This window comes from Bacillus sp. JJ1773 (assembly GCF_036962035.1).
Lineage (GTDB): Bacteria > Bacillota > Bacilli > Bacillales > Cytobacillaceae > Cytobacillus.
Map to the genome: position 1 here is coordinate 1 of NZ_JBALNX010000085.1, position 14,113 is coordinate 14,113.

At 40.2% G+C, this 14,113-nt stretch carries 12 protein-coding genes; 11 read left to right on the plus strand and 1 reads right to left on the minus strand.

What is annotated here, in order from left to right; translation table 11 throughout:
* The first annotated feature begins 334 nt into the window (after positions 1–334).
* The 9 genes from V7127_RS21275 (at position 335) to V7127_RS21315 (ending at position 10,672) form a co-directional block, all read left to right on the plus strand.
* The gene (locus tag V7127_RS21275) at positions 335–1,873 is read left to right on the plus strand and encodes an acyl-CoA carboxylase subunit beta (protein WP_335489393.1); all 1,539 of its coding nucleotides are present in this window, start codon (positions 335–337) and stop codon (positions 1,871–1,873) included.
* A gap of 117 nt (positions 1,874–1,990) precedes the next feature.
* Positions 1,991–2,860, plus strand: a complete 870-nt coding sequence (locus V7127_RS21280) for a proline iminopeptidase-family hydrolase (RefSeq protein WP_335489396.1) — start codon at positions 1,991–1,993, stop codon at positions 2,858–2,860.
* Positions 2,861–3,326: 466 nt separating this feature from the next.
* Complete coding sequence (locus V7127_RS21285) at positions 3,327–4,871, plus strand: hypothetical protein (protein ID WP_335489399.1); 1,545 nt, start codon at positions 3,327–3,329, stop codon at positions 4,869–4,871.
* A gap of 30 nt (positions 4,872–4,901) precedes the next feature.
* Positions 4,902–5,936, plus strand: a complete 1,035-nt coding sequence (locus V7127_RS21290) for a hypothetical protein (protein WP_335347154.1) — start codon at positions 4,902–4,904, stop codon at positions 5,934–5,936.
* Positions 5,937–5,938: 2 nt separating this feature from the next.
* A complete protein-coding gene (locus tag V7127_RS21295; protein WP_335489402.1) occupies positions 5,939–6,640 on the plus strand; it encodes a YkgJ family cysteine cluster protein in 702 nt (233 codons plus the stop codon).
* A gap of 193 nt (positions 6,641–6,833) precedes the next feature.
* The gene (locus V7127_RS21300; protein WP_335489406.1) at positions 6,834–7,895 is read left to right on the plus strand and encodes an LLM class flavin-dependent oxidoreductase; all 1,062 of its coding nucleotides are present in this window, start codon (positions 6,834–6,836) and stop codon (positions 7,893–7,895) included.
* 287 nt (positions 7,896–8,182) lie between these two features.
* Complete coding sequence (locus tag V7127_RS21305; RefSeq protein WP_335347152.1) at positions 8,183–8,749, plus strand: nitroreductase family protein; 567 nt, start codon at positions 8,183–8,185, stop codon at positions 8,747–8,749.
* A gap of 185 nt (positions 8,750–8,934) precedes the next feature.
* Positions 8,935–10,413: a protein adenylyltransferase SelO gene (locus V7127_RS21310; RefSeq protein ID WP_335489409.1), complete on the plus strand. Its 1,479-nt coding sequence runs from the start codon at positions 8,935–8,937 to the stop codon at positions 10,411–10,413.
* Positions 10,414–10,531: 118 nt separating this feature from the next.
* A complete protein-coding gene (locus V7127_RS21315; protein ID WP_335347150.1) occupies positions 10,532–10,672 on the plus strand; it encodes a hypothetical protein in 141 nt (46 codons plus the stop codon).
* 365 nt (positions 10,673–11,037) lie between these two features.
* Here V7127_RS21315 and V7127_RS21320 read toward each other — a convergent pair whose 3' ends face one another.
* Complete coding sequence (locus tag V7127_RS21320; RefSeq protein WP_335489412.1) at positions 11,038–11,967, minus strand: hypothetical protein; 930 nt, start codon at positions 11,965–11,967, stop codon at positions 11,038–11,040.
* Between the two features lie 219 nt (positions 11,968–12,186).
* Between V7127_RS21320 and V7127_RS21325 the strand changes: the two genes are divergently transcribed.
* On the plus strand, positions 12,187–12,861 hold the full coding sequence (locus V7127_RS21325; protein ID WP_335489415.1) for a peptidylprolyl isomerase: 675 nt from the start codon (positions 12,187–12,189) through the stop codon (positions 12,859–12,861).
* 243 nt (positions 12,862–13,104) lie between these two features.
* Entirely contained in the window at positions 13,105–13,944 is an 840-nt protein-coding gene (locus tag V7127_RS21330) for a class I SAM-dependent methyltransferase (protein WP_335489417.1), read from the plus strand.
* Positions 13,945–14,113: the final 169 nt, after the last annotated feature.

Genomic DNA, 14,113 nt, shown 5'->3' on the forward strand with positions numbered 1-14,113 from the left:
ATGAAGTGTCCATAACACTCGTTTTTCAAGGGTCCAGGTGAAAACGCTCACTATGAAGTGTTCATAACGCTAGTTTAGCAAGGGTCCAGGTGAAAACGCTCACTATGAAGTGTTCATAACACTTGTTTTTCAAGGGTCCAGGTGAAAACGCTCACTATGAAGTGTTCATAACGCTTGTTTCGCAAAGATACAGATGAAAACGCAAACTATAAAGCGTTTTATGAACGTCTATCATAACCCAAGAAAGAAGAACACGAAGTTCAGGGAATGCATTGATACTTTAACTGGATCTAATGATGCAGTTTTATAAGGTAGAAATTAAGGAGGGTGCAAGATGAACGAAACTGAAGCAAAATCCGAATATCAAATAAAAAAAGATTCTGTCCTGCAGGGTGGTCATGAAAAATACCATGAAAAAAATCAGGAAAAAGGGAAACTCTTTGTCCGAGAGCGCCTGAATATGCTGTTTGATAACGGTTTGCAGTCAGAGGATGGGATGTTTGCTAATATCCTTTCGGGCGATCTTCCGGCAGACGGCGTTGTCACTGGAATTGGCAAAATCAATGGGCGCACCGTTTGTGTAATGGCGAATGACTCGACCGTCAAAGCCGGTTCCTGGGGGAAAAGGACCGTAGAGAAAATTATTCGCATTCAGGAGACAGCTGAAAAGCTTCGCTGTCCGCTTCTATATTTAGTAGATTCAGCCGGGGCCCGTATTACCGATCAGCTGGAAATGTTTCCAGGCCGCAGAGGGGCGGGGCGAATTTTCTACAATCAGGTTAAGCTTTCAGGAAAAGTGCCACAAATCTGCCTATTGTTTGGGCCTTCTGCGGCTGGAGGTGCGTACATTCCGGCATTTTGCGACATTGTCGTCATGGTTGAAGGCAATGCTTCCATGTACCTTGGATCCCCACGCATGGCAGAAATGGTAATCGGGGAAAAAGTAACGCTTGAGCAAATGGGCGGGGCCAAAATGCATTGCTCTATTTCTGGCTGCGGCGATGTGCTTGCGAAAACTGAAGAAGAAGCTATCGCTTATGCCCGCAAATATTTAACTTATTTTCCAAATAATTTTTCCGAAAAGCCTGCAAAAGCGGAAGTAAAACCACCGGCAGCATTCGAAAAAACAATTGAGGAACTGATTCCAAAAAACCAAAATGCGCCGTTTGATATGTACCAGTTGATTGATCGCTTAATCGATGAGGGGTCAATGTGTGAAATTAAAAAGCTGTTTGCGGCTGAATTAATCACATGCCTTGGGAGGATCAATGGCCAGCCAATTGGGATCATCGCCAACCAGCCGCGTGTTAAAGGCGGAGTCCTGTTCCATGACAGTGCAGATAAAGCAGCAAAGTTTATCAATCTTTGCGATGCTTATCATATTCCGCTCCTTTTCCTTGCTGATGTGCCAGGGTTTATGATTGGCACAAATGTGGAGAAAGCAGGAATCATCCGCCATGGTGCGAAAATGATTTCCGCGATGAGCGAGGCGACTGTTCCGAAGATGACTGTTATTGTCCGTAAGGCCTATGGGGCTGGATTGTATGCAATGGCCGGACCTGCTTTTGAACCGGATTGCTGCATTGCGCTACCGACAGCTTCGATTGCCGTTATGGGTCCTGAGGCGGCCGTCAATGCCGTTTATGCGAATAAAATCGCTGAGCTGCCAGAAGAGGAAAGAGCTGCCTTCATTGCTGAAAAGCGTGAAGAATACCGTGAAGATATCGATATATACAGACTGGCTTCCGAATTGATTATTGACGATATCGTTGAGCCAAACCGTTTGCGCGATGAACTTGCAGCCCGACTTGATGTTTATATGTCAAAATATCTCGTGTTCACTGAGCGCAAGCATGGTGTTTATCCTGTATAAGGCGGAACAGATGGACAGATGTATGTCCCGATTTATAATAGGAGAAGGGCCCAGATCTGGTGGCAGGATGAATCTAGATCGGCCCTTCAAAACGCCAAAGTTTAGGGGGATAAATATATGGCAATCCAAGAAGGATTTATTGAAGTAACAGGCGGAAAGGTATGGTATCAGCTGCATGATAGCAACTCTAACAAAACGCCGGTCATAATTTTACACGGAGGTCCAGGCTCGTCTCATTATTCCTTGCAGAGATTAAGAGTGCTTGCGGATGAGCGTACGGTCATTTTTTATGATCAGTTAGGCTGTGGGAAGTCAGACCGGCCTAAAGATGAATCATTATGGACGATAGATCGCTTCGTTGAAGAATTAGGGCAGATTAGAAAAGCACTTTCACTTGAACAGCTCCATATTCTTGGACATTCTTGGGGGACGACCTTAGGAGCTGCTTATTTATTAACTAAGCCTGAGGGAGTAAAAAGTGTTATTTTTTCAAGTCCATGTTTAAGCGCACCTCTTTGGGCAGAGGATCAGGAACGAAATCGTTCCTTATTGCCGGAAGATTTTCAAGCTACATTAAGAGAATGCGAGGAAAATGGGACAACAGATTCAGAAGCATACCATAAGGCCACTGCAGAATTTAATAAGCGGTTCGTTTGCCGTCTTGATCCTTTCCCTGAGTTTTTAAAACAGGGAGCACAGTACAAAAATCCAGAAGTGTACAATATAATGTGGGGGCCATCAGAATTCCATGTTACCGGCAATTTGAAAAATTTTGACTGTACAGCCCGTTTGAATGAAATACATATTCCGGCACTATATACATGTGGCCGCTATGATGAAGCGACTCCACAATCAACGGAATATTTCAGCAAACTAACTCCAAATGCGAAATTACATGTGTTTGAGAACAGTGCTCATATGCCTTATCTGGAAGAAGAAGTAGAATATTTAAATGTAATCCGATCATTCTTAAATAGTGTGGAGTAAAAACAGAACATGGGGAAATAGACCCCAACCATTGGACCGGACATGAATCTAGCATGATCGGTCCTTTTTCGATTGTAAATTAGAACTACTAGATCAATTGTTAAAGATTATCCACTCATTGCGGACCATTCTTATCTAAGTGATTCTGTATATAACAATGTGAAGTACTGTCATTTTGGCGAGTCATGCGCTGAACGGCTTCTTACATGCCCTCGATTTTTCAATTGCCTTTTGGGACCAGAGAAAAACCATAAGGTAAATATACCTAACCCCTCCAAATGTTTCTTTGTGATTCTATGGTAAAATAGGAAAAAAGTTTTTCTTTATTTATTAAATGTTGTAATATTTATATAGACTTTTAGACTATAAGGACACAAAATGGAAGAATTGCTCCATAGTTTCTCCTATTAAGAAAAGGATACATATTAACCTTTCCTAATAAGATCCGTGAAAGGATATTACTATTATGAATAATAAAGAGGATAAAAAAAATCATAGTGGCTTTATCGATTCCGTCATAGGCTCAACAACAACCGAAAATGTTGAAAGATTTGGCCGGGCAGCATCCGAATATTTGAAAGGCTATAACGGCGTTGTAGATGAAAGTGGAAATATCGTAAAAAAAGGGCTTAAACATGTATCTGATTCCAAGGTTCATCCTGACTTTCAATACCAAAATATTAAACAGCAGTCGGGTTATTCTGCTGAAATTCATTATACTGATCACACAAATGCAGAAAATATTATTAATCGAAATCAAACTCGTGTACATCGCTCTAATGATATCGGCAGAGGAAATGATCCCGTATTTGATATTTTATCAGTTGATGATCATGGAAATCCGACTTGGGGTGCGCAAATGAAGTTTTGCGGAAAATTTGGTACTCCTGAGGAGATAAAAGCAAGCTCAGAAGCTCTAGTCAAAAAAATGACTGGAGGCAAATGGGAAAGATATAGAGGAAACAAAGTTTTAGTCCCAAAAGAACAATATGATATCGCGAAAAAGTATGCTGAGGACACAGCGAAAAGTTTGACTGATCAGGCAGATCAATTTAGACAACAAGGCCATGTTGAAAAGGCGGATTTACTTAATCAAAAGGCACAAAAATACTTGCAAGTATCCAAAGATTTAGAAAATAGCGGTATTACCTCTGAAGAAGCCATTTTTATCCGTGAACATCCAAAGCTAGCCACTGCCAAATATGTAGCTAAAACCGCACATCGTTCCGGGATGGAAAATGCGAAGAGTGCTGCGGTTATTTCAGTTGCTATCTCTTCAGCCCAAAATGTGGCAAGTATTATTCGTGGGGATAAAAGTGCTAAAGAAGCGGTCAAAGATGTTGCTAAAGATACGGCAAGTGGTGCTGTAACGGCTTATATCATTGGGGCAGGTGATACCGCTATTAGGGGATTTATGGCAGCGAGTAAAAAGAGTGTCTATGTCCATTTGTCAAAATCGAATGTGCCTGCGATGATTGCAACGACTGCCGTTCAAGTAAGTAAATCACTGATTCGTTATGCGAAAGGTGAGATTAATAGCCTTCAACTTGCAGAAGAACTTGGGGAAAAAGGGACAGGAATGATGGCAGCAAGCTTTGGTGCCGCAGTTGGAACAGCCATTTTCCCTGGGGTTGGCACAATAATTGGCGGGATGGTCGGCTATATGACAAGCTCTACCATTTATCAGGCTTGTATGCAGGTTTTACATGAAGAGAAGGTGTCACTATCGAGAAGGAATCAAATTCGATCCATTGCAACAGCAGCAATAGAAGCGATGGAACATCAAGGAAATGAATTATTAGCGTTAGTGAATGAATTTTATTCGAATAGATCCAAAGTGTTTTCAGAGAGTCTACTAATGATAGATTCTGCAGCGAAGGATAGCAATTTGAATCAATTTACAGCAGGCCTTAACCAAATAGCACTTGAAATGGGAGGCGCACTGCAATTTAAAGATTTCAATGAATTCAATCAATTTATGATGGATAAAGAAGCCGTCTTAGATTTTTAAATCTAAATATTACAACTGGAGGAATTAAATATGCCATTACCATTAGTCCCAGCAATTATTGCAGGAATCGCAGCAGCGACAGCGGCAACAGGAGTTAAAAAAGGGTTAGATGCAAAACGTGATATGAGTGAGGCCAAATCCCTCAACGCTACCTCACAAGAGATGGCCAAGGAAGCTGAAAAATTTATTGAAATGGCAAAAGAGAACACAAATGAAGCCATTACTATTTTAGGACAGGAAAAAATTCGCATCCTGACAACATCCATTAATGAATTTGTTATTCACTTTGAAAAGATTAAAAATATTAATCTCAAAAATAGTGAAGGGATCGATGAACTGAAAAATTTCAATCCATCCAGTGAAAGCTTTAAGCAATTAAAGGAAGCATCCTTTGAAGCAAAGCAGGTAGCGATTAATGGGATTGCTGCAATTGGATCGGGAGCCCTACTTGCCTATGGAACATATAGTGTAGTGATGGGGGGACTTGGCGGTCTTTTAGTAACCGCTACAACGGGTACGGCTTTAACATCCTTGACAGGCGTTGCAGCAACCAATGCAACATTAGCATGGCTTGGCGGCGGAGCATTAACAGCCGGCGGTTTTGGCATGGCTGGCGGGATGGTTGTATTGGGTGGTTTAGTAGCAGGTCCTGCACTCGCCATTGGGGGAACTATTTTTGCAAGCCAAGCGAAAGCTGCATTAAATGATGCTTATGGAAACTTTGATAAAGCTAAAGTATTTAAGAAACAGGCGAAAAATATCGGCATTGCATTAAAAGGAATTTTCACGCGTGCGAATCAATTAACGGAGCTATTGCAAAAATTGGATACCCATTTTTCTCAGCAAGTAATGAGAATGAAAGACATCATCCAGCGCCGGGGTCTGGATTGGCAGGATTACACAATAAATGAACAGCAGGACATTTATAAATGTGTTCAGTTAGCGCAGACCATTAAACTTATCCTAGATACTCCTTTATTGAAGCAGGAAGGCCAATTAGATGAGGCTACTAATAAAGTTCTTGAGGATGGAAATAAATATTTGCAAATGCTAGCACAAGTTTAGAGATGTTTCATTGTGATCAATGCGGTTTGTGCTGTAAAGCTGTCGGTTCATCTGAGATTTATCAGCATTTAGACCGGGGTGATGGAATTTGCATCCACTTTAATTTAGATACGAATTTATGCAACATTTATGAAAATCGCCCGCTTATTTGCCGGGTAGATGATGCGTATGAGGAATTTTTTAAAACAAAAATCACAATGGACGAGTACTACAGGATAAATTATCGATCATGTGAGATTTTGAAGGAAAGGGAGAATACGAGAGTGAGCGATATAAAGGATGCATTGATTAATAAATTTGAGGAGATATTTGGGTACACACCTGGGGATGATTATGCTCCTCGCGTTAAAAATGCACGTGATATTATTTGTCAGGGAAAATACAAAAAAGAAGATATGATTGATATTACAGATACAAGTTTATCGAGTAATGGAAAAGCCGGCTTAGTGTTAACAATCGATTCTGTTTGTGTTAAGGATGCCGCTAACAGTACATCTAAATTCATTGCTAAATATGAGGATATCGATTATACATATATGAATGAAGACAGATTTCTAGGCGTTGATATTACAGCTTTGGAACTAAACATGAAATACGATAAAACATACAGAATCAGCATTGACGCGATTAACAAAGCCAAATTAATTGAATTTATCGACTATGCAATCAGCCTTTATCAAGAAGATGAAGAATTAGTGTGGTAAATGGATCATAGGGACGGGTACCCCGTCCTATTTCATTGCTTTTAAAATCAGGTCATTGATACAATAAATAGTATGTAAACCAATAACGAATGTTTATATTCTGATTTGATTTAAGCAATTAAAAACGATTTAAATTCAATCAATATTCGAAGAAAGATATGTGCTTTAGTATCGAAAAAAGGAGAATTTCTAAATGGAACTTGGAATAAGTACGTTTGTCGAGACGACACCAGATGTCAAAACGGGTGAGGTAATCAGTCATGCACAACGCATCCGTGAAGTAGTTGAGGAAATTGTATTGGCGGATCAGGTAGGTTTGGATGTGTTTGGAGTGGGTGAACATCATCGCGAGGATTTTGCTGCTTCCTCTCCAGCAGTTATCTTAGCTGCCGCCGCTTCCCGGACGGAGAAAATTCGTCTAACGAGTGCTGTTACAGTGCTTTCTTCAGCCGATCCAGTTCGTGTGTTTCAAGATTTTGCAACAGTTGATGCGATTTCAAATGGCCGTGCAGAAATAATGGCCGGCAGGGGATCATTTATTGAATCATTTCCATTGTTTGGCTATGATTTAAAGGATTATGATGAGCTATTCGAAGAAAAATTAGAGTTGTTGCTGAAAATTACTGCATCAGAAAAAGTGACATGGAAGGGCGGTCACCGGCCGGCTATTCATGATCGCGGCGTGTATCCTCGGCCGGTCCAGGACCCATTGCCAGTATGGATTGGAAGCGGTGGAAATTCCGAATCGGTTGTTCGTGCTGGTCTGCTTGGATTGCCCCTCGTACTCGCAATTATTGGCGGAAGTCCGCTACAATTTGAGCCGCTTGTACAGCTTTATAAAAAAGCAGCAACTCATGCTGGACATGATTTGTCCAAGCTGTCTGTTGCTTCGCATTCTCATGGTTTTATTGCTGAAACTTCAGAAGAAGCAGCGGATAAATTTTTCCCTTCCACTCAGCAAGTGATGAATAAATTAGGAAGAGAGCGCGGATGGGCTCCTTATACTCGGTCCACTTTCGATGCTGCACGCAGACTAGAAGGTGCCCTGTATGTTGGTGACCCACAAACAGTTGCTGACAAAATCATACACCTAAGGAAAAACGTGGGCATCACTCGTTTCATGCTTCATGTCCCAGTTGGCACGATGCCCCATGATGAGGTTATGAAAGCAATTGAGCTTCTCGGAAAAGAAGTCGCCCCAATGGTGAAAGAAGAAGTTGATAGATGGGAAGCGGAGATGGAAGGTCGAAAATAAGATTAGTTGTTCATCATGTGGTAATTTAGATTTCACTTTAAGTGGGATCTATTTTTATGCTTTAAAATAGTTTGGAAGCTGCCAGTACCAGATTTATCCTTCAACAACGGATTGTTTAGTATGATTAATCGAACTTGTGAGCGAGAAGGATGCATATCTTAATGCCTGCTGAATTAGTATGGAATAGGGGGAAAACATGGAAGTTATATAATAGTCGAATGTGAACCTGCCACTACGTATCGCATATAAAGGAGTATAGTGACAAATTTTGAAGGGGGTACATAAACATGGACATCTTTACTGCAATTTCCACAAGAAGAAGCATTGGGGTTGTTAAACCAGACCCTGTGCCTAAGGAGCATATTGAAAAGATATTGGAAGCTGGTACATGGGCGCCGTCCCATTATCGTACTGAGCCATGGCGATTTTTTGTTTTAACTGGTGACGCGAGAAAAAATCTTGGAAAGGCGATGGCATCATTTGCAAAGAAAAGTCTAGATGATCCACTAAGTGATGAAGGAAAAGAGAAATTGGAAAAGACTGCGCAAAAAGCTTTAAGGGCTCCAGTTATTATTGCAATTGCAGTGGAACCAACTATTAATGAGAAGGTATTAGTAAACGAAGAACATGCCGCGGTCCATGCTGCGATTCAAAATATGCTTCTTGCAGCCCACGCTCTTGGCTTAGGAGCGATCTGGAGAACCGGAAAGGTTTGCTACTCGTCTGAGATTAAGCAATTTTTTGGGCTTGGGGAACATGCTTTGATGCTTGGTTTTATTTACATCGGCTATCCAAGTATGAAAGAATTGACAGGGAAAAGAAAAAGTATTACCGAAGTAACAAAGTGGATGTAGGGACTCATTGTATATCTTAAAGGCAATCCTTCATCGAAAAAATAGGATAGTGAACCACTCAATGTCCATGCACAAAAGGTATAATAAACTTGGAGTGGCAGACATTAAATAGGCAGGATTTTTAGTATTTGATGTTCATTTTTGTGCAAATGAAAAAAGGTTAGAAAGGGAGGGATAGTGTACATATGACAAATAAGGAAGATGAAGCTGCAGCTGCTGGTTGGAATTTTAACAATAGTTATGCCCAATTACCGCCACCATTTTTCACCAGCCTTAAACCAACACCTGTGCGCTCACCAAAAATGGTCATTTTTAATGAAGCATTGGCGGAGGCATTGGGGTTAAATGCTAATTCTCTGCAAAATGAAGAAGGAGCTGCAGTGTTTGCTGGCAACCGCGTTCCTGAACAGGCGCATTCACTTGCTCAAGCCTATGCAGGTCATCAATTTGGCCATTTTACAATGTTAGGAGATGGACGTGCCATTCTGATTGGTGAGCAAATGACTCCTAAGGTGGAGCGATTTGACGTACAGCTTAAAGGTTCGGGGAGAACACCCTATTCGCGCGGGGGAGATGGACGTGCAGCGTTAGGGCCGATGCTTCGTGAATACATTATCAGTGAAGCTATGCATGCACTAAGGATTCCAACAACCCGAAGCCTAGCTGTTGTGACAACGGGGGAAAAGGTGATTCGCGAAACAGATCTTCCAGGTGCTATTCTTACCCGTATCGCTGCAAGCCATCTGCGCGTTGGGACCTTTCAATTCGCTGCAAACTGGAGACCAGTAGAAGAATTAAGAATCCTTGCTGACTACACGATAAATCGTCATTATCCAGAAATTGAACTGGATGAAAATCGATATCTTACACTTCTTCAGCAATTGATTAAGCGTCAGGCCGCATTGGTTGCTAAATGGCAATCAGTTGGCTTTATACACGGGGTGATGAACACTGATAACATGACCATCAGTGGGGAAACGATTGATTACGGCCCTTGTGCCTTTATGGATGTGTACGATCCAGATACAGTGTTTAGTTCTATAGATAGACAAGGACGCTATGCCTACCGCAATCAGCCAATTATTGGCGGTTGGAACCTTGCACGTTTTGCGGAAGCCATTTTACCATTATTGCATGAGGATGAAGAAAAGGCTCTTAAGCTGGCGCAAGATGAGATTTCCAAATATAGTGAAATCTATCAATCATATTGGCTTGCTGGCATGAGGGCAAAACTTGGATTAACGAATGAAGAAGCAGGAGATACCCTATTGATAGAAAACCTTTTGAGCATTATGCAGAAGGTCAAGGCTGATTATACAAATACTTTTCGTGCTTTAACATTAGACAAGATGGAGGATTCTCTGCTTTTTGGCACACCTGAATATAATCTGTGGCATGAGCTCTGGGAGGCGAGATTGACGAGGCAGCAAACATCGAAGGAAGCCACTCAACAGTTGATGCGTAACAGTAATCCCGCTGTCATCCCGCGAAACCACCGGGTGGAGGAAGCACTTGAGGCTGCAGTTAAGAATGGGGACTACAATGTGATGGAACGATTGCTCCAAGCTCTTTCAAATCCATTCGCCTATACAACTGAACAGAATGTATACTGCACAATACCTGATCCATCAAAGCTTCCGTACAGAACCTATTGCGGAACTTGATGCATCGTGAAAATTAAGTAATAAATAAATTGTAAAATCAATCAAATGAGATTAATTTTAATAAATTCAAGCAAAATAAGAGGGTGTTAATTGAATTTTTTTAAGGGAGGTTTTTTAGGTGGCAAAAAACAAGCAAACACCCTCAAGTCAAGTCGATCAAAAGCAATTACTCGAGGACAAAGTAGAAGCTCAGCGAAAAAATGGATTTGAAGACAATCATGTTCGCCGCGTAACGTCTAATGGTGCACAGGGTCAATAAATTGGAAAAATTTAGAGCATTGCAGGGTAATGATTTCCGCTTATGGTAAATTTCAGCCTATACGGGAACTAATGGACCAGAATGGTGCCCGTCCCTTGCTTTTGTAACCGATCACGGGCATCAATCCAAGGTAATGAAACCCGCTTATAGTAAATTTCAGCCTATACAGGAACCAATGGACCAGAATGCTGCCCGTCCCTTGCCTTTTGTTACGGTTCACGGGCATCAATCCAGGGTAATGGTTCCCGCTTATTGTAAAAATCAGCATAAACTGGAACAATAGATAATCAGTTGTTACAAAGGTATGCTTTTGGGGCTGTTCAGAAATAGCTGACTTTTTAGACAGCCTCTTTAAAAAACAAGATCTAGTTGTTAATAAACATAAAGGTTTTTTTCAGCAATTGAAAATCAAGGCTCATTTTCTCAAATTCCTTATATTCAATACTGTCTGGGCGATCTGCATACTGATTTTCACTTACAGGCAAAATCGCATATACAAAGCCATTTTTGACACCAAGCTTTTGATATAAGCTGTCCTCATAGCCATCTTCCCATGTTTGCTCCTTTATTTTCTCAATGGAAAACAGCGTTCTTTCAGAGATTGCTTTATTTTTCGGTACGTAGCTGAAAACTAAATGACCATTCTTCTCGGCTGAGCGGTATTTCGTATCCCATTCTACAGGAATTGAAAAAGCATATTCTGTTGCTCGATAAGTAAATAGCTTCTGAGGAATATAAGGTGTTCGCTCCCAAACACTAGCTGTCTGCTTCACCTCTACTTTATCGATGAACCAGTTAACATCTGCCTGACTCACAGTTAAATTTGCAGTCTCTGTCCCAAAAGGTCCCGTTGAGGTTTCTAGTTGTAATTCTACTGCATAAGTATAAGTACTTTTATTTATTTTCTTTTCATTTTTGATTTTGTAGCTGCTAATCCAAGGGCTTGATGTACCAGTTACCCAGCCATTGTTATCAAAATACGTTTTCGTTTTTTCCTTAAGGTCTGAAGTAAATAGTGCGTATTGATATGCACCATTACGGTTAGTAATTGCTTTGCTCCATTGGTTAACAGCGTCTGAAGCTGATACAGGTGCAATTGCATTTTCTAATAAAGAAATTTGAAGCTGGAGCATTTCTAAATCTTGTTTTTGACTTTCCAATATTGGCTGTTTTTTACTATTGCTGGATAATTCAATTTTTGCCGCCTCTTTTGGTGTTTCATTCGCATAAGTAGCGCTCGTCAGCATACCCATTAAGGCAACAGCACTAGTAATTGTTACAAGTTTCTTTTTCATGTTCTTTTCCTTCTTTCCTAATATGATGTACCTTTATTGTATATTGGTTTGGTTGGAAAGTAGTTAAGGAAAGATTAATTAAGGTTACAAAGAAGATACAATTATCTTAGTATGGAGAATCTTTGTTTTTGCAAGATTGGTCTTTTTAGAATTTCATTTAGTGCTATAATAATCAGTGATGGTTTTGCCAATTTCTTCAGCAGGAGGTATATAAAGGATATGTTTTCACGTAATAAAGCATTTTATTTTATTTTCGCTATAGTGGTTTCAGCTTTCGTTTTGACTGGCTGTGGAACGCAAGCGGAAAATGGGAAGACGAAGGAAAATACAGCGAAGGAATCTGCTGAAAAAACAGATTACCCTTCATCTGTTAAAGAAAAACCGATTGTAACAATAACAATGGAAGATGGAAAAGAGATCGAGATTGAATTGGATCCGGCTGCAGCACCAAATACGGTTGCAAATTTTATTTCTTTAATTGAAGATGGTTTTTATGATGGACTTATTTTCCACCGGGTTATCCCTGATTTTATGGTTCAAGGGGGAGATCCTGAGGGGAATGGCTCTGGTGGCCCCGGATACTCCATTGAAGGTGAATTTTCTTCAAACGGATTTGAAAATAACATCACACATGAGCGTGGAGTCATTTCAATGGCACGGACTCCCGATCCGAATTCAGCTGGATCGCAATTTTTTATCATGGACGAAGAAGCTCCACATCTCGATGGTGAATATGCAGCTTTCGGCAAAGTAATTAAAGGATTGGAAACAGTTGATTCAATCGTGGCTGCTGAACGAGATGAAATGGACAAGCCATTAAAAGATCAGAAAATGAAAACGGTGAAAGTGGATACGAAAGGCTTTGACTATCCAGAACCAAAAAAAGTTCAATAATTTATAGCGCCTGACTCATGGTACGTTAATGAAATAACGTGGCAGGGGTCAGGCTATTATTATTAACTGTGTTTTCTATCTCATAATATTATTATGTAAACTAACGATGTTCAATATCACTATATTACTTGATAGCTGTCCTTGCTGGATGATTTTTGGAATGGAGACTTGACCACGACCAATTTTGTTTTTTCAATTATTTTAGGCTGTTCATTAACCTACTCATTTCTTAAAACTGGATCCGTGTGGGCTAATACAGGAATTCACTTTGGGCTAAATGTGGCATATGGAATCATCTATGGGCTCTCTGGAGAATATGGAGATGGGCTAATTCTTACTGTCAAAGGGGAAATTAACCCGGTACTAAATAATTTTATCGTATTAGCAGCGGCGACAATCATGTTTTTGGCTGTATTTTTATATTATCGAAATAAAAGTAATGAGAATATTAGATTTGTTGGGGTGGAACGGCACGACCGAGATGCTAGACAAATTACTAAGATCAACGAAAGGAAATTTCAAATGAATATTCGAAACAAATGGAACATGAAACATCAGGAGCGCATTAAACATTTAAGGACATCTGCCTTGAATCCAAGGTTAGAGAAGATGTCTGACTATCTTCTTGGAGGCACTGCTCTCGATCTTGCATGTGGTCTTGGGGGAAACAGTTTGTTCCTTGCGAGAATGAACTATCAAGTTCAGGCTATTGACATTTCAGATGTTGCCATTCATTTTGTTAATGAACAAGCTGCGAAAGATCATCTTCACATCGAAACACGTATTGGAGATCTTACAGAATCACTTGATCAGAATTGGCAGAAGGAACCATTTGATCTAATCGTCATTACATATTATCTGGATCGCAAACTGTTTCCGATTGTAAAGAACCTTATAAAAAAGGATGGGTATTTCTTCATGGAAACATACTTCCAATCAAAGCAAAACGAAAAAAGGCAAGTCTCTGACCAATATAAATTACAGCCGAACGAGTTAATAAAAGAGTTTAGAGATTGGGGCATTCTTTATTTTGAAGAACATGAACAAGAGGGGAGGCAAACAATTTTTTGTCGGAAAGGTTAATTATTATCCATATACCGACAAACCTCTACAGGATTCTGTTATAATAGGCAGGAATATAAGAAGGAGGTGAAAAACATGGAAAAAACACTTCAATTGATTTTGAATAAACTTGATAATTTGGATCAAAAGGTAACAAATTTAGTTCAAAAAGTAAACGCCCTGGATCAGA